General features: G+C 72.8%; 20 protein-coding genes and 2 pseudogenes. 11 read left to right on the forward strand and 11 right to left on the reverse strand.

The window, feature by feature from the left end; genetic code table 11:
- Positions 1–40 precede the first annotated feature (40 nt).
- The 3 genes from QP939_RS39550 to QP939_RS39560 all read left to right on the forward strand — a co-directional run bounded on the left by QP939_RS39550 (position 41) and on the right by QP939_RS39560 (position 3,973).
- Entirely contained in the window at positions 41–1,243 is a 1,203-nt protein-coding gene (locus QP939_RS39550; RefSeq protein WP_285451639.1) for a GNAT family N-acetyltransferase, read from the forward strand.
- A 52-nt stretch (positions 1,244–1,295) separates the two neighbouring features.
- Positions 1,296–2,513 (forward strand): GNAT family N-acetyltransferase, encoded by a 1,218-nt coding sequence (locus QP939_RS39555; RefSeq protein ID WP_285451640.1) that lies wholly within the window; start codon positions 1,296–1,298, stop codon positions 2,511–2,513.
- A gap of 254 nt (positions 2,514–2,767) precedes the next feature.
- Positions 2,768–3,973 (forward strand): IS110 family RNA-guided transposase, encoded by a 1,206-nt coding sequence (locus tag QP939_RS39560; RefSeq protein ID WP_285459953.1) that lies wholly within the window; start codon positions 2,768–2,770, stop codon positions 3,971–3,973.
- Between the two features lie 271 nt (positions 3,974–4,244).
- Here the strand turns inward: QP939_RS39560 and QP939_RS39565 are convergent, their stop codons facing one another.
- Entirely contained in the window at positions 4,245–5,192 is a 948-nt protein-coding gene (locus tag QP939_RS39565; protein WP_285451641.1) for a 5'-3' exonuclease, read from the reverse strand.
- Between the two features lie 151 nt (positions 5,193–5,343).
- Here QP939_RS39565 and QP939_RS39570 point away from each other — a divergent pair, with 151 nt between their 5' ends.
- The 4 genes and pseudogenes from QP939_RS39570 to QP939_RS39585 all read left to right on the forward strand — a co-directional run bounded on the left by QP939_RS39570 (position 5,344) and on the right by QP939_RS39585 (position 7,494).
- The gene (locus QP939_RS39570) at positions 5,344–6,486 is read left to right on the forward strand and encodes a M24 family metallopeptidase (protein WP_285451642.1); all 1,143 of its coding nucleotides are present in this window, start codon (positions 5,344–5,346) and stop codon (positions 6,484–6,486) included.
- Positions 6,483–6,938 carry an Lrp/AsnC family transcriptional regulator gene (locus QP939_RS39575; protein WP_285451643.1) on the forward strand — a complete coding sequence of 152 codons (456 nt, stop codon included), beginning with the start codon at positions 6,483–6,485 and terminating at the stop codon, positions 6,936–6,938. Before QP939_RS39570 ends, QP939_RS39575 begins: the two co-directional genes overlap by 4 nt.
- A gap of 46 nt (positions 6,939–6,984) precedes the next feature.
- A complete protein-coding gene (locus QP939_RS39580; RefSeq protein WP_206788328.1) occupies positions 6,985–7,209 on the forward strand; it encodes a hypothetical protein in 225 nt (74 codons plus the stop codon).
- Positions 7,196–7,494, forward strand: a pseudogene (locus tag QP939_RS39585) (hypothetical protein). The gene QP939_RS39580 and the pseudogene QP939_RS39585 overlap by 14 nt, the downstream one beginning before the upstream one ends.
- Before the next feature lie 81 nt (positions 7,495–7,575).
- Here QP939_RS39585 and QP939_RS39590 read toward each other — a convergent pair.
- Both QP939_RS39590 and QP939_RS39595 read right to left on the reverse strand, forming a co-directional pair.
- Positions 7,576–8,655: a GDSL-type esterase/lipase family protein gene (locus QP939_RS39590; protein ID WP_285451644.1), complete on the reverse strand. Its 1,080-nt coding sequence runs from the start codon at positions 8,653–8,655 to the stop codon at positions 7,576–7,578.
- A gap of 37 nt (positions 8,656–8,692) precedes the next feature.
- The gene (locus tag QP939_RS39595) at positions 8,693–9,328 is read right to left on the reverse strand and encodes a TetR/AcrR family transcriptional regulator (protein ID WP_285451645.1); all 636 of its coding nucleotides are present in this window, start codon (positions 9,326–9,328) and stop codon (positions 8,693–8,695) included.
- Between the two features lie 62 nt (positions 9,329–9,390).
- Here QP939_RS39595 and QP939_RS39600 point away from each other — a divergent pair, with 62 nt between their 5' ends.
- Positions 9,391–10,014: an FMN-dependent NADH-azoreductase gene (locus tag QP939_RS39600; protein ID WP_285451647.1), complete on the forward strand. Its 624-nt coding sequence runs from the start codon at positions 9,391–9,393 to the stop codon at positions 10,012–10,014.
- Here QP939_RS39600 and QP939_RS39605 read toward each other — a convergent pair.
- A complete protein-coding gene (locus QP939_RS39605) occupies positions 10,011–10,850 on the reverse strand; it encodes an oxidoreductase (protein WP_285451648.1) in 840 nt (279 codons plus the stop codon). The genes QP939_RS39600 and QP939_RS39605 overlap by 4 nt on opposite strands.
- A 98-nt stretch (positions 10,851–10,948) precedes the next feature.
- Between QP939_RS39605 and QP939_RS39610 the strand changes: the two genes are divergently transcribed.
- Positions 10,949–11,851, forward strand: coding sequence for a LysR family transcriptional regulator (locus QP939_RS39610; RefSeq protein WP_285451649.1), 903 nt, complete (start codon positions 10,949–10,951; stop codon positions 11,849–11,851).
- Positions 11,852–11,853: 2 nt separating this feature from the next.
- On the opposite strand, the gene QP939_RS39615 is transcribed toward QP939_RS39610, so the two are convergent.
- The 3 genes and pseudogenes from QP939_RS39615 to QP939_RS39625 form a co-directional block, all read right to left on the reverse strand.
- Complete coding sequence (locus tag QP939_RS39615) at positions 11,854–12,522, reverse strand: ABC transporter ATP-binding protein (RefSeq protein WP_285451650.1); 669 nt, start codon at positions 12,520–12,522, stop codon at positions 11,854–11,856.
- Positions 12,519–13,211 (reverse strand): ABC transporter ATP-binding protein, encoded by a 693-nt coding sequence (locus tag QP939_RS39620; RefSeq protein ID WP_285451652.1) that lies wholly within the window; start codon positions 13,209–13,211, stop codon positions 12,519–12,521. The genes QP939_RS39615 and QP939_RS39620 overlap by 4 nt, the downstream gene beginning before the upstream one ends.
- A pseudogene (locus tag QP939_RS39625) lies at positions 13,204–15,787 on the reverse strand (FtsX-like permease family protein). The gene QP939_RS39620 and the pseudogene QP939_RS39625 overlap by 8 nt, the downstream one beginning before the upstream one ends.
- A gap of 274 nt (positions 15,788–16,061) precedes the next feature.
- Between QP939_RS39625 and QP939_RS39630 the strand changes: the two are divergent.
- Together QP939_RS39630 and QP939_RS39635 are read left to right on the forward strand one after the other, a co-directional pair.
- Positions 16,062–17,777 carry a glycosyl hydrolase family 18 protein gene (locus tag QP939_RS39630; protein ID WP_285451654.1) on the forward strand — a complete coding sequence of 572 codons (1,716 nt, stop codon included), beginning with the start codon at positions 16,062–16,064 and terminating at the stop codon, positions 17,775–17,777.
- A gap of 102 nt (positions 17,778–17,879) precedes the next feature.
- Positions 17,880–18,413, forward strand: a complete 534-nt coding sequence (locus tag QP939_RS39635; RefSeq protein ID WP_285451656.1) for a carboxymuconolactone decarboxylase family protein — start codon at positions 17,880–17,882, stop codon at positions 18,411–18,413.
- Positions 18,414–18,580: 167 nt separating this feature from the next.
- Here the strand turns inward: QP939_RS39635 and QP939_RS39640 are convergent, their stop codons facing one another.
- Genes QP939_RS39640 through QP939_RS39655 form a run of 4 tightly spaced genes read right to left on the reverse strand, consistent with a single transcriptional unit; the run spans position 18,581 to position 22,346 of the window.
- Positions 18,581–19,528: a quinone oxidoreductase family protein gene (locus QP939_RS39640; RefSeq protein WP_285451658.1), complete on the reverse strand. Its 948-nt coding sequence runs from the start codon at positions 19,526–19,528 to the stop codon at positions 18,581–18,583.
- A 4-nt stretch (positions 19,529–19,532) separates the two neighbouring features.
- The gene (locus QP939_RS39645; RefSeq protein ID WP_285451660.1) at positions 19,533–20,393 is read right to left on the reverse strand and encodes a dioxygenase family protein; all 861 of its coding nucleotides are present in this window, start codon (positions 20,391–20,393) and stop codon (positions 19,533–19,535) included.
- A gap of 11 nt (positions 20,394–20,404) precedes the next feature.
- Positions 20,405–21,199 (reverse strand): citryl-CoA lyase, encoded by a 795-nt coding sequence (locus QP939_RS39650; RefSeq protein ID WP_285451662.1) that lies wholly within the window; start codon positions 21,197–21,199, stop codon positions 20,405–20,407.
- Positions 21,192–22,346: a CaiB/BaiF CoA transferase family protein gene (locus QP939_RS39655; protein WP_285451663.1), complete on the reverse strand. Its 1,155-nt coding sequence runs from the start codon at positions 22,344–22,346 to the stop codon at positions 21,192–21,194. Before QP939_RS39655 ends, QP939_RS39650 begins: the two co-directional genes overlap by 8 nt.
- Positions 22,347–22,365 lie beyond the last annotated feature (19 nt).

The following is a 22,365-nucleotide window of genomic DNA, read 5'->3' on the forward strand; positions in this document are numbered from 1 at the left end:
CGGTGGCCGGACTTCGCCGTCTCCGGCGATGATCCGGGGTATGAGCGACTTCGAGATCCGGACGCTGACCGATGCCGAGCACCGCGCCGCGAGCGACCTGTTCCGCGAGACCGTGCACTTCCGCCCGGCCGACGACGCCGAGTGGGAACGCGCGGCCCGGGCGTACCAGCCGGGTGGGACGCTCGGCGCGTTCGACCCGGAGCTGGTCGGCACGGCCCGCTCGTTCGACGCCGAGCTGACCGTTCCCGGTGGGGCTCGGCTGCCGATGGCCGGGGTGACCTCGGTCGGCGTCCGCGCCGACCGCACCCGGCGCGGCGTGATGCGGGCGCTGCTGACCGGGCAGCTGGAGGGTTTCGCCGAGCGGGGCGTGGTGTTCGCGAACCTGCTGGCTTCGGAGGCGTCGATCTACGGCCGGTTCGGCTACGGTTTGGCCACCCGGTCCCGGACCTACAGCGTCGACCGGCACCGGGCGCGGCTGCGGCCGGAGGTGCCCGTGGGCGGCGAGGTCGAGCTGCTGGACCTGGACCGCGCCGTGGAGGTCCTGCCCGCCGTCTACGAGCGGCTCCCGCACCGGCCGGGGATGATGACCCGGCCCGAGGTGCTGTGGCGGTTCTACGAGAACCAGGCCCGCCGCCACGAGCAGCCGACGAAGGCGCTGGTGCACCACGGCCCCGACGGGCCGGACGGGTTCGCCACCTACCGGGTCGAAGGCCTGCACGCCCACCCGTGGACCAAGCAGCTCGAGGTGGGGCACCTGTTCACCGGCTCGGCGGCCGCGTTCGCCGGGCTGTGGCGGTTCCTGCTGGGTGTCGACCTGGTGGACCGGGTCGTCGCCGAGGAACGGCCGCTCGACGAGCCGATCGAGCTGCTGCTGGCCGACCACCGCCGCAGCAGCGTCGACCGGATCGCCGACGAGCACTGGATCCGGCTCGTCGACGTCCCGCGCGCGCTGGCCGGCCGCGAGTACGGGCACGCGGCTCCGGTCGTGCTGGAGGTCGTGGATCCGTTGCTGCCGGGCAACGGCGGTGCCTATCGGATCACGCCGGAGGGTGCCGAGCGCACGGACGAGCCGGCCGCGCTGCGCCTCGACGTCACCACGCTCGCGATGGTGTACCTCGGGACCTGGCGGCCGTCGGCGCTGGCGGACGCCGGGCGGATCGAGGTGCGCGACCCGGCCGCGGCTGTGGCCGCCGACGTGCTCTTCGGCACCCGCGTGGCGTCCTGGAGCGGCACGTACTTCTGACGCGCCGGAAATCCGGGTGCCCCGCGCCGGGCCGGACGGCAAGATCGGCGGCATGACCGCCTTCGACGTCCGCCCGGTGACCGAGGACGAACGCCGTCCCACCTACGACCTGCTCGGCCGCGCCCTGCACAGCAACCGGGTCAGCGACACCACCTGGGCGCGGGTGGGGGAGTCCTGGCCCGCGGCGCACAAGTTCGGCGTGTTCGAGCGGGGCGCGCCGATCGGGATCACCAGCTCCTTCGACACCGGGATCGCGGTGCCCGGCGGGCGGGTCCTGCCGCTCGCCGCGGTCGACGGCGTCGGGGTCCGGGCCGACCGCACCCGGCGCGGGGTGCTGAGCGCGTTGATGGCGGCGCAGCTGGCCGAGTTCGCCGAGCGCGGGATCCCGCTGGCGGCGCTGCACGCCAGCGAGCCGACGATCTACGGGCGGTTCGGCTACGGCTCGGCTGCCCTGGCCAAGACCGTCCGGGTGGCGCGGCCCGCCGCGCGGCTGCACGACCGCGTGCCGTCCGGCGGCGAGGTGCGGATGCTGACGCCCGAGGAGGCCGTGAAGGAGATTCCCGGGCTGTACCGGCGGATCGGGCTGACGCGGCCGGGCATGATCGAGCGGCCGGACCTGTGGTGGCCGACCACGCACGACCGGCACGTCGGCCCGGACGGCAGCCACGTCGTCGCCGTCCACAGTGGACCGGAAGGCGACGACGGCTACGTCGTGTACGACACGGTCGACACCCGCACCCTCGACGACCCGGACGCGGGCGCGGTGCTGAAGGTCCGCGACCTGCACGCGGCGAACCCGGTCGCCGCGGCCGGGCTCTGGCGGTTCCTGCTGTCGGTCGACCTGGTCTCGGCCGTGCACGCACGCCACCGCCCGGTCGACGAGGCTCTCGCCGCGATGCTGACCGACCACCGGCACGCGCGCACCCTCGACGTCGAGGACGACCTGTGGCTGCGCCCGGTCGACGTCGCCGCCGCGCTGGACGCCCGCACCTACCGCGCGGCCGAGCCGGTCGTGCTCGCCGTGACCGACCGGATCCTGGCGGCCAACACCGGGCACTACGAGGTCGGCCCGGACGGTGCCCGCCGCACGGACGCGGCCGCGGACCTGGCCCTCGACGTCGACACGCTCGGCATGCTGTACCTCGGGCAGTGGAGCGCGACGGCGCTCGCGCAGGCGGGCCGGGTCGAAGTGCGGGACCCGGCCGCCGTCGCGCGGGCCGACGAGCTGTTCACCACGGTCACCGCGCCGTGGAACGGGACGCTGTTCTAGGTGTGATGTCCAGCGACGTTGCCCCCCGTTACCTTTTTCGTGGCTCCCGACCAGGGAGTTGTGGTCACCAGGCCCGGCATGACTTGCGCCCCCAGTCGAAGGCATGATCCGGGGGGTGGTGTCACCGGGCCTGGTGGCATCGAGGGACCGCTGATAGGGACACGGCCACCACCAGGTAGGTCTCGTCGTAACGTGGGTGCCGGCCATCGATGCCCAACCCGGTGACCACGACGCGACGAACGAACGGCTGGTGGATGAGCAGCAGCTTCGGGGTGTTCCTCGGCTTGGACGTCGGCAAGGAAGCCCATCATGCGGTCGGCCTCGCCCCGGACGGCAAGCGGTTGCATGACGGCCCGCTGCCCAACACCGAACCCAAACTGAAGGCCCTGTTCGACAAGCTCGCCGCGCACGGACCGCTGCTGGTCGTGGTCGATCAGCCCGCCACGATCGGGGCGTTGCCGGTCGCGGTCGCCCGCGCCGCAGGACACCAGGTGGCGTATTTGCCTGGCCTGGCCATGCGCCGCATCGCCGACCTCTATCCGGGTCGCGCGAAGACCGATGCCCGGGACGCGTTCGTCATCGCCGATGCCGCCCGCTCCCTGCCGCACACCCTGCGCCCGGTCGATGTCGATGACGAGGCGTTGGCGGAGCTGGAGGTGCTGGTCGGGTTCGACGACGACCTGGCCGGCGAAGCCACCCGGATCAGCAACCGGATCCGTGGGCTGCTCACCGGCATCCACCCCGCTCTCGAACACGCCATCGGCCCGCGGATCAGCCACCCAGCGGTGCTGGAGATCCTCTCCCGCTGCGGCGGCCCGGCCGGCATCGCCAAGGCCGGCCGCCGCAAACTCACCGCCATCGCCAAAGTCCACGCGCCCCGCCTCGGCGGCAAGCTGGTCGAGGCGATCATGACCGCGCTGGGCGAGCAGACCGTCACCGTCCCGGGCACCGCCGCCGCGGACACGGTCCTGCCGCGGCTGTCCGACAGCCTCAAAACGGTTCTCCTGCAACGGAAACAGGTCGCTGAGCAGGTTGAGGGGATACTTGATGCGCACCCTCTTGCCGGGGTCCTGACTTCGATGCCCGGCGTCGGGGTCAGGACCGCAGCCCGCATCCTGCTCGAGGTCGGCGACGCCTCGAACTTTGCCAGCTCGGGGCATCTGGCGGCCTACGCGGGCATCGCCCCGGTCACCCGCAGCTCCGGCACCAGCATCAAGGGCGAACATCCCGCTCGGACGGGCAACCGCCAGCTCAAACGCGCGTTCTTCCTCGCCGCCTTCGCCGCGTTGTCTGACCCGACCAGCAGGGCCTACTACGACCGGAAGCGGGCCGAGGGCAAGAAACACAACGCTGCGCTGATCTGCCTGGCCCGCCGCCGCTGCGACGTCCTCTACGCCATGCTGCGCAACGGCACCCACTACCGACACCCCGAACCCGCTCCGGCCCCCGCCGCGGCTTGACAACCACATAGGGACACCCCCCCGGGGGTTGAGGTGACCCGTTGTGAAGTGGAGCTGTCGAGGAACCGCTTCACGTCTCCGGAGGCAGGGCTGGACCTGCGCCGCGGCGGCAAGATGTTCGTGGTCGCGCCCAAGACCGACGCGAGGAGGGCCGGCCGTTACCGCGTCGAAGGCGTGGCCGGGATTGCCATCCGCGCCACAGCTCGGCCCGCAGCCCCGAGCACCTGGTGCGCTCGTGCGGCTGCGGTTGAGCCCTCCCCGGACGTCACAGCTAGGTGCCGGGCAGGGCCTCGATGAGCCGCTCGACGGACTTGCCGAGGTTCCACCGCTCGGCCAGCTCGGCGACCCGGGCGGGGTCGGCGGGCACCGACGGCACGGTGTCGGGGCGGGACTGCTCGACCGGCGCGTCGACCGCGACCCGGACGACGGTCGGGGCGACGGCCACGTAGTCCGCCGCTTCGGACAGCCGCAGCCGGGTCTTGAGCGGCACCCGCGAGTCCCCGGACGACGCGGCCTCGACCAGTGCTTCGAGCGACCCGAACTGCGTGATCAGTTTCGCCGCGGTCTTCTCGCCGATCCCGGCGACGCCGGGCAGCCCGTCGGACGGGTCGCCGCGCAGAGCCGCCATGTCCGCGTACGCCGGGCCGGCGGTGTCGCGGGGGAGGCTGTAGCGCTCGGCGATCTCGGCCGGGCCGAGCACCTCGGCCTTGGCCCAGCCCTTGCCGACGTAGATCACCGACGTCGGCGTCGGCTCGGCGCGCACCAGCTGGAACAGGTCGCGGTCGCCGGTGATCACCTCGACCGGGTCGGCCTTCTCGCGGGTCGCCAGCGCGCCGATGACGTCGTCGGCCTCGTAGCCGGCGGCTTCGGCGGTGGCGAACCCGAAGGCCTCCATCAGGTCGAGGATGATCGGCACCTGCGGGGTCAGGGTGTCGGGGACCTCTTCGACGTCGGGGCTGCCGCTGCCGGTCTCCTCGGCCACGCGGTGCGCCTTGTAGCTGGGCAGCAGGTCCGTGCGGAACTTCGGCCGCCAGTCCGCGTCCAGGCAGCACACGAGGCGGGCTGGGTGCCGGTCGGTGAGGATTCGCGCGATCGTGTCGGCGAACCCCCGTACCGCGTTGACCTGCGTCCCGTCGGCGGCGCGCATCGAGTCGGGCAGGGCGAAGAACGAGCGGAAGTAGAGGCTCGCGGAGTCGAGCAGGGCAAGTGGTCCGGTCACCCGCACAGCCTCCCACGCCCGGCGCCCCGGCGACGGCATGCCACGCGTCCGCGGCACGGAACGAGAGCAGCCTGGGAGTTGCGGGCGACGTCCGGCATGTCGCGGGCCCGGGCGAGTGGATCACCCGGGGCGCCCGGCTAGGCTCGCTCCCATGTCGCGCCGATCCCTCCACACGCCCGCCCCCGACGCCACCGCCCTCCGCGCCCGGCTGGACCGCGCCCGCGCCGCCGCGGCCGCCGCGGACACCGACGCGCTCCTGATTGCGCCCGGCTCCGACCTGCGCTACCTGATCGGCCAGGCCGGCGGCTCGTTCGAGCGGCTCACCACGCTCGTCGTCCCGGCCGACGGCACGCCCGCGCTGGTGGTGCCGAAGCTGGAGGCGCCGGGTTACGCCGACGTGCCCACCGGCGAGCTCGGCGTCGAGCTGCTGACCTGGGTGGACGGCGACGACCCGTACAAGCTGGTCGCCGACCGGCTCGGCAAGCCCGGCCGCGTCGCGGTCAGCGACTTCACCCCCGCCCTGCACGTGCTGGCGCTGCGCGCGGCGCTGGGGGAGGCCGAGCAGACCCTGGCCGGGCCGGTGGTCCGCGAGCTGCGGATGCGCAAGGACGCCGCGGAGATCGCGTCGCTGCGCGAGGCGGGCGCGGCGATCGACCGCGTGCACGCCCGCGTCCACGAGTGGCTGCGGCCGGGCCGCACCGAGGCCGAGGTCGGCGCCGACATCGCCGCGGCCATCGTCGAGGAGGGCCACGCCCAGGCCGACTTCGTGATCGTCGGCTCCGGCCCGAACGGCGCGAGCCCGCACCACGACGTCTCCGACCGCGTCATCGAGAAGGGTGACGTCGTGGTCGTCGACATCGGCGGCCCGCTGCCCGCGGGCTACAACTCCGACTCCACCCGCACGTACGCGGTGGGGGAGCCGCGCGACGCCGACGTGGCCGAGACGTACGCGGTGCTGCAGCGCGCCCAGGCCGCCGCGGTGGCCGCGGTGAAGCCGGGCGTGACGGCGGAGGCCGTCGACGCGGCCGCGCGCGACGTCATCGCCGAGGCCGGGTTCGGCGAGTACTTCATCCACCGCACCGGCCACGGCATCGGCCTGGACGTGCACGAGGAGCCCTACATCATCGCCGGGAACGCGCTGCCGCTGGAGCCGGGCATGGCCTTCAGCGTCGAGCCGGGCATCTACCAGCCGGGTCGCTGGGGCGCCCGGATCGAAGACATCGTGATCGTCACCGCGGACGGCGTCGAGTCCGTCAACAACCAGCCGCACGAGCTCGTCGTGCTGGACGCATGACGACCGGCGGCCTGGAGCCGCTGGACCAGGCGATCGTCCAGGAGCTCGCGGCCGACGGGCGGCGCAGCTTCACCGATCTGGCCGAGCGTGTCGGGCTGTCGGTGTCGGCGGTGCACCAGCGGGTGCGCCGCCTCGAGCAGCGCGGGGTCATCCTCGGCTACACCGCCCGGCTCGACGGCGAGCAGATCGGCCTGCCCTTGACGGCCCTGATCTCGCTGACGCCGAACGACCCGGCGGCGCCGGACGACTACCCGCAGCGGATCCAGCACATCAAGGAGATCGAGTCGTGCTACTCGGTCGCCGGCGACGAGTCCTACATCCTGCTGGTGCGCGTCCAGTCGCCGCTGGCCCTGGAGGACCTGCTGCGCCGGATCCGGGAGGCGGCGAAGGTGTCGACCCGCACGACGGTGGTGCTCTCTACGCCGTTCGAGGGACGTTCGCCCACGTTCTGACGCCGGCGCCCCGCCCGGTGGCCGGGGCGCTGGTACGGTAAAAGGTATGGCAACACGTAAGGTCACTCTTTCGCTGGACAGCGGCGCACTGGAGTTCGCCGAACGCGCCGCGAAAGCACACGGGATCTCGGTCTCGTCCTGGCTGTCGAAGGCGGCCCGGCGCGAGGCGGTTCGCACCGGCTACACCCCGCAGAAGCCGGAACCGGCCGTCGCGGAATCGGACGAGGCCGAGCGCAGCGCGGCGGAAAAGGATCTGCGTGCGCAGGGGTGAAGTCTGGACGTACCACCCCCGACCGAACCGGCCCGGCAGCGCACCGTGGTGCTGCTGTCCTCGGACGGGGTGAACGAGTCCGAGCGGCCCTGGCTGCTCGGCACCGAACTGCTCGAGCGCGACCCGATGGACATCCTCGGGGTGGCGATCGACGCCCGCTACTGGGTGTCGACGCTCAACCTGACGAGGCTCTACCGGCCCTGGTTCGACGAGCGAGTCGCCGAGATCGACCAGGACGTCCAGGAGCGCATCGACATCGCGTTGCGTGCGGCACTCGATCTCTGAGTGTATAACGCCCTATACCACTGGGCGAGTTTCAGGAAAACCGGGACAAGAACAAAGACCCGCTCAGGACCGGGGAGCCTCTCAGCGAGCCACGACCTCCGGGGCCGCGTGGAGCTTGCCGTCCGCGCCCGCGAGGCATGAAGCGTTGCCTTCGCGGGCGACGATGAACTCGGTCACGCAGTTGGCGATCGCCGTGTGCCCGGCCGCGTTGGGGTGGAACGACTCCTGCAGCGCGTGCCCGGCGCGGTCGGCCTGGCCGAGGTCCGCCAGCTGCAGGGTCAGCCGGGTGAACCACTCCGTCGCCGGGTTCGGGCCGCCGCTGCACGCCTCGTGCTTCACGCCCGCCTTGGCCAGGTCCAAGAACCGGGCCCCGCTCTGCTGCGCGGCCGCCTTCAGCCCGGCGGACAGGACGCCGATGCCGGTCTGGGAGATCCAGCGCAGGTCTTCCACGCGGAACGGGCAGCCGTTGAGGTTGCGCAGGTCCTCCGGCAGGTCCGGGCCGATCGGGGCGGCGTAGGACTGCAGGATGAGCTGGTAGTCGGCGGGGACGTAACCCGCTTGGGCCAGCACGGTTTTGACGTCCGAGACCGCCTTCGCCACCTTCGGCACCATGGCGTCCACTTTGGACTGCCAGTTCTGCTTGAGCGCCGTGCTGCACGACGGGCCGCCAGCGTTGAACCAGGCCTTGAAGCATTCGGTGACCTGGTTGGAGAACTTGGGTTCGTCGTTGGCGCCGACGGCGATCACGACGGCGGTGACCCGGTGGTCTTTGACGACCGCGGCGAGCTGCTGCGCTTGCGATCCTTCGGTCCACTGCTTGACGTCGCCGAGGGCGACCTGTTCGGCGGGTGCGCCGGAGCAGCCGAGGTTGACGTGGGCGGTGACGCCGGGGACGGCGATCTTTTCGACGAAGGCGTTGGGGGAGCGGTGGCACCAGTTGCCGCCCTGCCCGTTGGTGGTGGGGGTGTATTGGCCGGCGCCTTCGCCGGAGACGGTGCTGTCGCCCATGGCGACGACGGTGAGCGGTCCGGTGCCGGGCGGGCCTTGGCGGGGCTGGGGTCGCCCGGGTTGGCTTTCGGAGCCGAAGAAGACGAAGAAGCCGGCCAGCAGGGCCACGCACGCGAGGACCAAGGCCCCCCAGTACCACCGAAGACGTCGCATCGCGGTCGATTCTACGGACGGCGGTGTGCGGTCGGGCTCAGGTCACGGTCCAGGTTCGCACCAGTGCCACGAGGGATGCGGCGAGGGTGGCCGGGTCGAGTTCGCGGTCGCGGAGCCAGTGGCGGACTTGTTCGGCGGAAAGTGCGGCGAGCAGGACGTCGGCGGCGATTTCGGCGTCGGGCGCGCCGCCCGCGTCGAGGAGGTGGCGGGCGTGCTGTCGCCAGAGGGTGTGGGCGCCGGTGCGGAAGCGGGCGCCGGTGGTGGCGGTTTCGGACAGCAGGACGAGGTCGAGCTGGCGGGTGAGGAGGTCGAGGTAGGCCTCGACGAACGCGGCGAGCCGGTCGGTGGGGGGTGCGCCGGGGCCGAGGGGTGGCGGGCCGGTGAGGATGCGGTCCTGGAGTTCGCGTTCGCGTTCGTCGAGCAGGGCCATGGCGAGGCCGGCTTTGTCGCCGAAGCGGCGGTAGAGGGTGCCTTTGCCGACGCCGGCGGCGTTCGCGACGTCGTCCATGGTGACGGCGTCGACGCCGCGTTCGGCGAAGAGGGTTTCGGCGGCGGTGAGGGCGCGGAGGCGGTTGCGGGCGGCGTCGGCGCGTTCGCGGACGGGGGCGCCGAGGACGGGCAGTTCGACCGGCGTTGACGAAGCGGACTCCGGTCCGCTACGGTTCGAAGACATAAGCGGACTCTAGTCCGATTCTTCGTCCGGCGGAAGCCGACACCCCATCGAGGAGCACTGTCATGCCTGATTTGCTGCACATTTCCGCGTCCCCGCGCGGGGAAGACTCCCAGTCGCTGCGTCTGGCAGCTACTTTCCTGGACACCTACCGCACGGTGCACCCGGAGGCAGAGATCGAGGAATGGGACCTCTGGGACGGTTCCCTGCCGTCGTTCGGCCCGGCCGCGGCGCGCGCCAAGATGACCGTGTTCGGCGGCGGCGTCCCGCAGGGCGCGGAAGCCGAAGCGTGGTCGGCGGCGAAGGCCGCGTTCGCGCGGTTCGACGCCGCCGACCGGGTGCTCTTCAGCGTCCCGATGTGGAACTCGGGCGTGCCGTACGTGCTCAAGCAGTTCATCGACGTCGTGTCGCAGCCGGGGCTGGTGTTCGGCGTCGACGCGGTGACCGGGTACGAAGGCCTGCTGCGCGGCAAGCGGGCCGCGGTGATCTACACCAGCGCGGTGTGGGGTCCGGGTCTCGGGCCGGAGTTCGGCCGGGACTTCCAGGCGCCGTTCTTCACCGGCTGGCTGAACTGGGCCGGGATCGACGACGTCACCGAGATCCGCTACCACCCGACCCTGACCGGCGACGCGGACGAGCTGAGCCGCATCGCCCACGAATCGGCCCGTGACGCGGCCAAGGCGTTCTAGCCGAGGGCGGTCGCCCGGCTGACGTCTTCCCAGGCGGCCAGGTCCGCGGCGAGCGAGGCGTGGTGGGCGCGAATGGCGTCGACGGCGTCCGCGCCGAGCGCGAGCCGCAGCGGTGGGTTGTCGCTGTCCACGGCGCGGACGATCGCCGCGGCGGCCTTGGCCGGGTCGCCCGGCTGGGTGCCGTCCATGGTCTCGACCGCCTGGCGGGTGGCCGAGGTGGACACCGCGTAGGCGTCGATGGTGCGGGAGCGGTGCATCCGGCCGCCGCCGAACTCGGTGCGGAACGCGCCCGGCTCGACGATGAGCACCCGCACGCCGAACGGTGCCACCTCGGCGGCGAGCGCTTCGGAAATGCCTTCGAGGGCGAACTTCGAGGCGCAGTAGGCGCCGTAGCCGGGCGGGGAGAGCTGGCCGCCCATCGAGCTGATCTGCACGACCGTGCCGCTGCCCTGGGCCCGCAGGTGCGGCAGCACGGCCTTGGTGACCGCGACGGCGCCGAAGAACATCACCTCCATCAGGGCGCGCAGTTCGTCCATGGTCAGCTCTTCGACGGCGCCGACCGAGCCGTTGCCGGCGTTGTTGACCACGACGTCGATCCGGCCGAACTCCTCGAGCGCGGTCTTCACGGCGGCGTCGACCTGGCCGGGGTCGGTGACGTCGAGGGCCGCGGTCCGGACCCGGTCGCCGCCGTGGTCGCGCAGGTCGGCCAGGGTCTCCGGCCGCCGCGCGGTGGCCAGCACCCGGTCGCCCGCGGCGAGCGCGGCCAGGGCGATCTCGCGGCCGAAGCCGGCGGAGCAGCCGGTGATCAGCCAGACGCGGCCGTCGGTGTTCGTCATCTTCGCCTTCCTCCCAGTGGTTTCCCTGCTCCCATCCTGGTGTCGATCTCCGCCGGGCCGCCAACACCGGTGTCCTGCCGGGGCTACAGTCTGGGCCTGTGACTCCCGAGCTGCGGCACCTTCGCTACTTCGTCGCCGTCGCGGACGAAACGAGCTTCACGCGGGCCGCGGCCGGGCTGCACATCGCGCAGCAGTCGTTGTCGCAGCAGATCACCGTGCTGGAGCGGACTCTGGGCGCGCGGTTGTTCGAGCGTGGCGCGCGTGGTGCCCGCTTGACCGCCGTCGGGGAGCTGTTCCTCCCGGAGGCGAGGGCGGTGCTGGCCCGCGCCGACGAAGCCGTCGCGACGGTCGGCCGGGCGGTCCGCGGCGAGATCGGCACGGTCCGGCTGGCGTTCCTCACCACGACGGCGAACTACCTGCTGCCGCCGGTGGTCCGCGCGGTCCGCGAGCGGTTCCCCGACCTGGCGGTGACGACGGCCGAGGCGTCGATCGCCGAGCTGGTCGAAGGCCTGCGTGAGGGCCGGTTCGACCTGGCGTTCACGCGGCCGCCGTTGGTGGCGGGGCTGGCGTCGCGGACGTTGCTGACCGAGGAGGTCTGTGCGGTCTTCCCCGCCGACCATCCCCTTGCCGGGCGTTCGTCGGTGCGGCTGGCGGACCTGGCGGACGAGCCGTGGGTGCTGACGCCGCGGAGTTCGTGGGAGCCGTGGCATCGCAGCTATGACGCGGACTTCGCGGCGGCGGGCTTCACGCCGCGGGTGGTGCAGCGCGCGGCGACGGTGCAGGGGCTGCTGGGTCTCGTCGCGGCGGGAGTGGGCGTGACGCGGCTGACGCGTTCGTCGCACAGCCTGCGCCGCGGCGGGGTGGCGTTCGTGCCGCTCGAAGGGGACGTGGCCCGCACGGAGCTGGTGTGGGCGCCGGGCCACGACAACCCGGCGGTGCCGAAGATCGTGGAGGTCGCGGTGGAGCTGGCGGAGACGACGGACCTCACCGAGGCGGGCTAGCTTCAGTCGAGCAGCGCGGTGAGGACCCCGTCCAGCAGCCGGACGCGGCGGTCGGCGATGCGGTGCACCTCGTCGTCGTGGGTCGCGACGATCACCGCCGCGCCCTCCGACGCGCAGCGGCGCAGCAGCCGCAGGACCCGCGGTGTGCTGCCCGCGTCGAGGTGCGCGGTCGGCTCGTCGGTCAGCAGGACCCGTGGCCGTCCGGCGACCGCGCGGGCCAGCGCCACCCGCTGCTGCTGCCCGAACGACACCTCCAGCGGGTAGCGGTCGCCGAGGTCGCCGATGCCCAGCTCGTCCAGCAGCTCGCTCACGCGCGCGGTGATCTCGCGAGCGGCCGGGCGCGGGATGTCGGACCGCAACCGCAGCGGCAGGGCGACGTTCTCCGCGATCGTCAGCTCGTTGGCCAGCCCGAGCGCCTGCGGCAGCACCGCGCAGGTGTGCCACGGCGGTGCCCCGCTGATCGGGACGCCGTCCAGGAGTACGCAGCCGGAGTCGGGGGAGTCGAACCCGCACAGCAGGGCGAGCAGCGCGCTCTTGCCCGACCCCGAGCGGCCGGACACGGTCACCAGTTCACCCGCGCCGACGCGCAGCTCGAGCCCGCGCAGCACTTCGATGTCGCCGCTGGGGTGGGCGAAGCTGCGGCGCAGCCCGACGGCTTCCACCAGGGTCATGGCCGGGGCTCCTGTTCTTCGACGCCTTCGAGCACGCCCTTGTGGAGCCGGGCCACTCGCGCGCCGAGGTCGATGAGGCGTTCGTCGTGCGAGGCGACCAGGACCGCGAAGTCCTGGTCCACCAGGTAGCGCAAGGTGTCGAGCACCAGGTCCGCCGACGCCTCGTCCAGCTGCGACGTCGGCTCGTCGGCGAGGACCACCGTCGAGCGCGCGGCCAGCACGCACCCGAACGCCAGCCGCTGCTGCTGCCCGCCCGAGAGCGCGGAGATCTTCCAGCCGCCGGTGCCGTGCAGGCCCAGCTGCCCGAGGATGTCATCGGGGGTGCAGTCGGTTCCCGCGGCTTCCGCGGCGGCGCGGAGGTTGTCGGCCACGCTCAGGTAGCCCAGCAGGTTGTCGGCCGGGTTCTGGAACACCAGCCCGAGGTGGTGGCGGCGCAGGGCCCGCCGTTCGCGGTGCTTGAGCTTGCGGACGTCGGCGCCCTGGAACGTCAGCGTGCCGCGCGCGGGCTGTTCGAACAGGCCCAGCACGCGCAGCAGCGTCGACTTCCCGGACCCGGACGGCCCGGCGAGCACGGTCATCCCGCGCGCGGGCACGTCGATGCTGACGTCGTCGACGCCGGTGACGACCCCGGCCGGGGTCAGGTAGTCCACGCCGATGCCGCGCAGGGAGAAAATCGGTTTGTCAGGCACGGATCAGCTCCGCGGTCCGGGCGGTGCGCACCGAGCGCACCGCGATCCAGCCGGCCAGGCCCACCACGAGCACGCCGATGGCCAGCACGGTCAGCACGAACGGCAGCGGGTCGGGCAGCTCCGAGCGCGGCGCGAGGAAGGTCGCCGGGTCGAAGCGGGGGACCGACAACCCGGCCACCGAGATCCCGCACACCACGCCGACCACGATCGCGAGCCCGCTCAGCGCGCCCAGTTCCATCAGGTGGCTGGCCAGCAGGGTCCGCGGCCGCATGCCCATGCGCAGCACCAGCGCCCCGGCGAGGGCGTTCTGGCGCCGCCTGACCTCGACCGCGACCAGCAGCGCCAGGATCGCCACCACCCCGAGCACCGCGCCCAGCAGCGCGACGAAGGAGAACGTCCACGACACGACGAAGAACGGCAGCCCGTCCAGTGCCGTCTCGCGGCTGACGCGGTTCGGGATGAACACCCCGGCCGCGCGCAGGGCGGTGGTCGCGTCGGTCATCGACGCGGTCGTCAGCACGCTCCACTTCGGCACCGCGGACAGCTGCGCCGGGCTGAGCACCGTGCGGGAGACGACGTAGCCGGGGGAGGTGCCGATCATCGGGAACACCGGCAGGTCACCGACCGGGACGGCGTCGGCCAGCCCACCCGGCAGCTGCCCGGTCTGCTTGGCCGTGTGCCCGACGCGGATCACCGGCGTGCCGTGCGGGTCCGGGTGGGCGATCTTCGCCAGCAGGCCTTCGAGGTCGTCGGAGGGGACGGCGTCGACGGCGGCGCCCTGGGCGAACGTGGCGGGGTCGACCACCAGGACCACGCTGCCGGTGCCGGTCAGCTCGCCGACGATCGTGCTGGACCCGGCCAGCGACGCGGGCATCGCGACCTTCCCCATCCCGAGCGGGCTGTCGGTGTCGAGGCGGGCGTTGCTGCCGACGAAGATCGCCGACTTCGTGTCCAGCGCCTCTTCCTGGCCGCGGGCGATGCCGATGCCGGTGGCGAGCGTGCCGATGGCGAGGGTGCCGATCACGAGCACCCCGGTCACCGGGGCGCGGGCGCCGGCCAGCCGCCGGATCGCCAGTTGCAGGGCCGGGCGCGACCAGAACCGGGCCCGGTGCGAGGCGTGCAGGGCCAGCCACGCCAGCCGCGCGGTCAGCAGCCCGACGGTGAGCACGACGAACACCGGGTATGTCAGGGCCAGCGGGTCGACCTGGGGTAACGGATTTCCGAGGCGTGAGGCGGTGCCGTAGTGCGTCAGGCGCGTCCAGCCGAGCCAGGCCATGCCCGCCGTCGCGAGCTTCCCACGGGAAGTAGGCCAGCAGCCGCACCCGGGCGCCCTTGCGGCGCACGCGGCCCAGCTCGAACTCCCGGTGCGCGCGCACGGCGACGACGAGGGCCAGCAACGCCAGCGACACCGCCAGCGTGCCCGCTGCGACGAAGCCCGCGCGCAGCTCTGAGGCCGGATCGGGCGCGCCGGGTGGGCCGTACACGCCCAGCAGCAGCCGGGCCGCGGCGGCGCCGAGCGCGCCGCCCAGCAGGATCGGCAGGCCCAGCTCGGCGACCGCGAGCCCGCCGAGGGCCCCCGGGCCGCTGCCGCGGGCGGAAAGCAGCCGCAGCTGCGCGTGCCGCCGCTGGTACCACTGCAGGGCGACGGTGCCGAGGCCGGCGCAGCCGACCAGGACGCTGATCAGCGCCAGCGGCAGGATCGAGACGAACACGTTCTCCTGGGCCTGGCGCGCGATCTGCACCGAGCGTTCGAACGTCGGGACGTCGGCGGCGACCAGCGAGCCGCGGCCCTGGGCGGTCAGGTCGGCGCGGACGTCGGCCACGAGGTCGCGCGAGCGCCGCAGCAGGTCCTCGGCGCCGCTGAGGGTCGTCGGCGCCGGCTCGTAGAACGAGATGTGGAAGTACTGCATCGTGGGCAGGCCGATGGCCGCGACCGCGGTGTCGAAGGTCTTGCGGTCGGTGGCGAAGACGATCGAGTCGATCGGGTCGTTGGCCAGCCGGTCCACGACCGCGCCCGACTGCTGCGAGCACCACCACCGCGGCGGCGGGTCGAGCAGGTCGCGGTAGATCCCGGTGACCGGCGGCAGCGGGGTGCCCTGCAGGCTCGGGCGGGTGCCGACGCCGATGTGCTCGGCGTCGGCCACGACGTTGCCCAGCCACAGCCCCGGCGCGCGGGTGCCCTGCTGCAGCGTCAGGTTGTCCAGACCGGCCTGGTCGCGGTAGGCGAGGCGGACCTTGTAGTGCGGGTCGCCGTTGAACTCGGTGCCGGGCAGCACGTTCGTGTACTGGCCGACGACCGGGGCGCCGAAGCCGTGCGCGGCGGCGTGCCGCTGGACGGCCTGGGTGAGCACGGGGATGTCCCGCACCGGGATGTTGCCCTTGCCGAAGACCGGGCCGTAGCTGTCGGGGCAGGTGATACCGGTCTGGTAGGTCACGGCCGCGCCGCCGGCGGCGGAGGACTGCAGGACCGCGGCGGTGCCGAGGAAGCAGGCCAGCAGCGCGGTCACGGCCGCGACGACGAGGGTCAGCGGGCTGGAAAGGGCGGCCTTCGGGGCCGCCCGCCACGGCATCGTCACTCTGCGTTGTCCAATCGTCCCCCGGGTCACCCGCATGGACGCGGACGCTACCGGGATACCGCGCGGGTTGGAACGTTTTTGTCGCGATCGTTGCTCACCCGCCGTGTTCGCCGACGCGACCAACGGCGGCCGCCATCCGGCCGGTTTACCGCGCGGAACCTTGACGCCCGGATTGGTCTGGTCCAATCCTGAAGGCGTTCCGCCGTGCACCGCCGCGGCACGGCTCCCCGCCGGCACTGGAGCGCAGATGCGTCGACGCAGACCTTTCTCCCGAATGTCCGTTTTCCTTGCCCTGACAGCGGTTTCCGCCGGATCCCTGGTCGCCGCGGCCGGCACCGCGCAGGCCGCCACACCGCTGCCCGCCCACGTCTTCGCGCCCTACTTCGAAGCCTGGACCGGCGAAAGCCCGGCCGCGCTGGCCCAGCAGTCCGGCGCCAAGCACCTCACGATGGCGTTCCTCCAAGCCGCGACCAAAGGCTCCTGCACCACCTACTGGAACGGCGACACCGGGATGCCGATCTCGACCGGCGTCTTCGGCTCCGACATCACCACGATCCGCTCCCGCGGCGGCGACGTCATCCCGTCCTTCGGCGGCTACACCGCCGACAACACCGGCACCGAAATAGCCGACAGCTGCACGAACGTCGACTCGATCGCCGCCGCGTACGAGTCGGTGATCACCACCTACGACGTCCCCCGCCTCGACATGGACATCGAGGACAACTCCCTCACCAACACCGCCGGCATCGACCGCCGCAACAAGGCCATCAAGAAGGTCCAGGACTGGGCCGCGGCGTCCGGACGTCCCCTGCAGATCTCCTACACCCTGCCCACCACCACCCGCGGCCTCGCCGACAGCGGCCTGGCCGTGCTGCGCAACGCCGTCGCCAACGGCACCCGCGTCGACGTCGTGAACCTGATGACCTTCGACTACTACGACAACGCCGCCCACCAGATGGCCACCGACACCCAGACCGCCGCCGCCGGACTGGTCTCCCAGCTGGGCGCGCTCTACCCGGGCAAGACGCAGGCGCAGCTGTGGGGGATGGTCGGGGTCACCGAGATGATCGGCGTCGACGACTTCGGCCCGGCCGAGACGTTCACCACCGCCGACGCCGCCACCGTCTACAACTGGGCCGTCTCGAAGGGCATCAACGAAATCTCCTTCTGGGCCCTGCAACGCGACAACGGCAGCTGCCCCGGCGGCGCCGCCGCGGACAACTGCTCCGGCATCGCCCAGGACACCTGGTTCTTCAGCCACGCCTTCGAGCCGTTCACCGGCGGCACCTCCGTGCCCGGCAACGACTTCTCCCTCACGGCGAACCCGGCGTCGGCCGCGGTCGACCCGGGCGGCTCGGCCACCGCGACCCTCGGCACCGCCGTCACCTCCGGGTCCGCGCAACAGGTGACGCTGGCGGTCACCGGGGCGCCCGCCGGGGTCACCGCGTCGGTCAGCCCGGGTTCGGTGACCGCGGGCGGGACCGCGACGCTGTCGGTCGCCACCACCACAGCGGCCGTCCCCGGCGTCTACCCGCTCACCGTGACCGGCACCGCGGCCTCCGGCAGCCACAGCACCACCTTCACCCTGACCATCAACGGCACCCCACCGGCGGGCGGGGTCGTCAACGGCGGCTTCGAAACCGGCGCGCTGAGCCCGTGGAGCGCCACCGGCGACGCGATCGTCTCCTCGCCGGCACATTCGGGCACCCACGCGCTGCAGGTGGTGCCCACGGCGTCGGCCACCGGCGAAACGGCGCAGAACGTCACGCTCGCCCCGAACCACGCCTACACGCTCACCGCGTGGGTGCAGGGCAGCTACGCCTACGTCGGCGTTCGCGGCGGGGCCACCGCCAGCACCTGGACCTCCAGCGGCGGCTGGACCCGGCTGTCGGTGCCGTTCACGACCGGCGGGTCGGGCGCGGTGACGGTCTACGTCCACGGCTGGTACGGCCAAAGTGCCGTCTACGCCGACGACTTCGCCCTCGGCTGAGGCATTCGGCGGCGGCCCGGTTGGGCAACGTGGAGGTTGGCCGGGCCGCCGCCCGCCGAAAGACTGCGGGAGAAGATCGCCCGCCCCCGCGAGGAGGAACCGATGCCGCACATCCCGCTCGACCCGCAGCTGCCGGGAATCAGCGCGCTCTTCGCCTACCGGCCGGAGACCGCGGCCCCGCTCGGGCAGCTGGCCGAGGTGCTGCTGCGCGGCCCGAACTCCCTCACCGTCGGCGAACGCGAGCTGATCGCGACCGTCGTCTCGAACGGCAACGAGTGCCGCTTCTGCACCGGCAGCCACGCCGCCGCGGCGGCCGAGACGATCGACGGCGGCCGCGCGGTGGTCGACGCCGCGTGCGGCGGGATCGACGACGCGCCCGTGTCGGCGAAGCTCAAGGCCCTGCTCCGGATCGCGCTCGCCGTCCGCGAGACGGGCCGCGCGGTCACCGAAGAGCTGATCGCCGCCGCCCGCGCCGAGGGCGCCACCGACGTCGAGCTCCACGACACCGTGCTGATCGCGGCGTCGTTCTGCCTGTTCAACCGCTACGTCGACGGGCTTGCCACGGTCGCGCCCGACGACCAGGCCGTCTACGACCAGATCGGCAAGCGCCTGGCCGCCGAGGGCTACGCCCGCTAGCGCCGGTATCGCAGTCGGCGCCGGTGCCCGGCACGGACAGCCGGGGGGCCCGCGCCGACGTCTTGAATGAGTCATTCAGGACCTCCCAAGACCTGAATGACTCATTCAAGACCTTTGACGGGCCGGGCCGAGATCGCCGAACGGCTCCGACCGATTTCGAACCGGCCCTACGGCACCAGCACGACGCGGCCCGGGCGGTCCCACGCCCCGGCCGCGTCCGCCAGCGGCACCCGCGTGAAGTCGACGGTTAGCGTCCCGGCCACCGCGTGGTCCACCACGGTCAGCAGCGCTTCCCGGCGTTCCTCGGTGGTGAGCGCGTTGTTCGTGTAGCCGAGCACCCGCAGCGACCGGCTGCGCAGCACGGCCGAGGGGATCGGGCACTGTTCGCCCGCGGCGCTGCCCAGGTTGACCAGCCGCCCGCCCGGGCGCAACGCCCGCAACGCCGCTGCCGCCGGGAAGCCCCAGACGGGGTCGATGACGAGGTCCGGCTCGCCGAACCGGCGCGCCAGGTCCTCGACGTCTTCGTCCTCGTCGAGCCGCACGGTGTGGTCGGCCCCGAAGCGCCGTGCCCGCTCCAGCGCGGTGTCCGTCCGCGCGCACGCCACGACGTGCCCGGCCCCGGCGATGCGCGCCAGCTGCACGGCCGACTGCCCGACCACTCCGCCCGCGCCCAGCACCAGCACGGTCTCCCCAACGGTGAGCCCGCCGGTCGCGGTCAGGCACCGCCACGCCGCGACCGCCGACAACCCGAGCGCCGCCACCAGCGCGTGCTCGGCCTCCCGCGGCAGGACGACCAGGTCGGCGGGCGCCACGACGGCGTGCTCGGCCATGCTGCCGTCCCCGGGCCGCATGCCCGCGGCCGTCGCGAACCAGACCGGCGTTCCCGCCGGGTGCGACGGCGTCGGCCGCGTCAGCACGCCCACGCCCTGCACCCCGGGCACGTACGGCGTCGCCGGAACCCCGAAGTACGACGTCCCCGACGCACAGAGCTGATCGAGCGGCGTGATCGGCGCGGCCGTCACCTCCACCACGACGCCGTCCGGCCCCGCCTCGGGCACCGCCCGCTCGGCCACCACCGGCGGCCGCCCCGCCGCCCGGATCTCCGCCGCGCGCACGGCGTCAGACGGGCTGCAGCACGAAGTCGTACCGCGCCTCGAGCCACGGCTCCGCCGACTCGCCACCGTCGGGCGTCGGCCCCGGCTCCCGCTGCTCGAATGCGACGACCAGTTCCTGCTTGGTGCCGAACACGACGTCGCTGTCGAGGTACTCGGCGCCCTCCTGGAACAGGTGGGTGATCAGCGGCTCGTACCCGGCGGCGTTGATCAGGAAGTGCACGTGCGCGGGCCGGAAGTGGGAGATGTCCGTGGCCCCGATCAGCTGCCCGACCGGGCCGTCCATCGGGATCGAATACCCCTTCGGCGCGATGGTGCGCAGGCAGTAGGACCCGTCGGCGCGGGTGGCGTACTTCGCGCGCAGCCTAGCTTCGTCGATGTCCGGGATCTGCGACTCGTAGGCGCCTTCCTCGTCGGCCTGCCAGACGTCGAGGACCGCGCCGCCGACGGGGGAGCCGTCGAGGCCGCGGACGGTGCCGGTGATGTAGAGCGGCGCGCCGGGCAGGCCGTCGGACATGTCGCCGCCGAAGTCCTTCTCCGGCGAGCCGTCGATGTGGAACGGGCCCAGCACGGTCGCAGGGGTCGCCTTCGCGTCGAAGGCGTGGTTCATCTGCACCACCAGCATGCTCAGCCCGAGCACGTCGGAGGCGAGGATGAACTCCTCCCGCTTCTCGTCGCTGATCTGCCCGGTCTCGGTCAGCCACCGCATCGCGGCCATCCACTCCGGCTCGGTGAGCCGCACCTCGCGGGCGAACGCGTGCAGGTGCCGGACCAGCGCGGTCATCAGCTCCGCGGTCCGCGGGTCGTGGGCGCTCGCCCAGCGCTGCGCGGCGAGCTCGGTGATGTTGTCCTCGGTGACGAGCTGCATCGGCGTTCCTCTCACTGCTGTGGGTCCGGTGGCACCGACCGGTTGTTCAGGTCCACCGACAGGAAGATGTCGTTCGCGACGGGGTGGCGCAGCTCCTCGGCGAGCTGCCCGATCAGGCCGGCCGTGCGGGCCAGCAGCGCGAACCCGCGCAGCAGCTCCAGCGGCAGCCCCAGGTCGGCCAGGGCGGCACCGCAGACACCGGCGCCGTTGAGCGGCAGCGTCTTCCCGAGCACCCGCGGGTGCACCCGGCCGATCGCGGCGAACAGCTCCAGGTGCGGGCCGCGCAGGCCCTCCTCGTCGGCGATCGCGAACAGCCGCCGGGTCCGCGGGTCGCCGTCCTTGTGCACGTGGTGCCCGAGCCCGGGTACGAACTTCTTCTCCGCACGGCTGTTTTCGACCGTCTTCAACGCCAGCGCGTCCCAGCCGGCTTCGTCGGTGGGCAGCTCGCCCGCTTCGGTGAGCACGGCGTGCAGGAACCGGCCGCAGTCCTCGGTGACGCCGAGGAACCGCGACCCGCCACCCAGCAGCCCGGCGGCGAGCGCGCCCTGGACCGAGTCGGGCGCCGACAGGTAGGTCAGGCGCGTGACGATCGCGGTCGGGGTGAACCCGTGGTCGGCCAGCGCGGCCAAAACCGCTTCGAAGACGCGGGCTTCCCCGGTGGCCGGACGTCGTTGCGTGGCCAGCCAGAACGCGAGCTCGCCGAACCCGACCGTGCCCATCACGTCCTCGGCGAGGTCGTGCCCGAGCAGGGTGATCTTGTCCTTCGTGGACGCACCGAGCGCGGTTTCGTAGACGGGGTCAGGCACTCTCGGCCTCCAGCCAGGCGCGCAGCTCGGCGCCGTGTTCGTCCAGTTCGGGCGGGGGCAGCCGGTAGGCCGCGGGGGTCGCGGAGAACCGGATGGGGTGACGTGTGGTCGGGACCGCGCGGTCGCCGTCGCCGACCTCGACGATCGGGTCGAGGCCGAAGCGCTCGGCCATCGCGAACCCGCCGTCGATCGTGTTGATCGGTCCACACGGGACACCGACCTTCGTCAGCGCGTCGAACCAGGCCACGGCGGTGCGCGTCTTGAGGCGCTCGACCAGGATCGGCCGGAGCTCCTCGCGGTTCTTCGTGCGGTCGGCGTTGCGGGCGAACCGCGGGTCGTCCGGGACGTCCGGCAGGTCGAGCACCTCGCACAGGCGGCGGAACTGCCCGTCGTTGGCCGCGGCGACGATCAGGTCGGCGTCGGCGGTCGGCAGCGGCTCGTAGGGGAAGACGCTCGGGTGGGCGTTGCCCATCCGGTACGGCACCACCCCGCCCGCGGCGTAGGCGGAACTGTGGTTCACCAGCCCGGTCAGCGCCGAGGACAGCAGGTTGACCTCGACGTGCTGGCCTTCGCCGGTCGCGTCGCGGTGGCGCAGGGCGGCGAGGATGCCGATCACCGCGTGGTTGCCCGCCATCACGTCGAACACCGAGATCCCGGCCCGGTACGGCGGGCCGTCGGGGTCACCGGTCAGGCTCATCAGGCCCGAGATCGCCTGCACCATCAGGTCGTACCCGGGCACGTGCGCGCCAACGCCGGAGCCGAACCCGCTGATCGAGGCGTAAACCGAACCGGGGTTGGCCTTGCTGACCGCGTCGTAGTCGAGGCCGTACTTCGCCAGGCCGCCGGGCTTGAAGTTCTCGATCACCACGTCCGCGCGGGTGGCCAGCTCGCGGGCGACCGCGGCGTCGGCTTCGTCGCGCAGGTCCAGGGCGATGGACCGCTTGCCGCGGTTCACGCCGAGGTAGTAGGTGGAGACGTCGCCGCGCACCGGGGGCATCCAGGTGCGTGTCTCGTCGCCCTGCGGGCCTTCGACCTTGACGACGTCGGCGCCCAGGTCGGCGAGCAGCATCGTCGCGTACGGGCCCGCGAGCACCCGGGAGAAGTCCGCGACCAGCAGACCGGACAGCGGACCCACGGCAATCCTCACTTTCTGTCCGTCTGACGGA

This window comes from Amycolatopsis nalaikhensis, from assembly GCF_030264295.1.
In the GTDB taxonomy this organism is placed as follows: domain Bacteria; phylum Actinomycetota; class Actinomycetes; order Mycobacteriales; family Pseudonocardiaceae; genus Amycolatopsis; species Amycolatopsis nalaikhensis.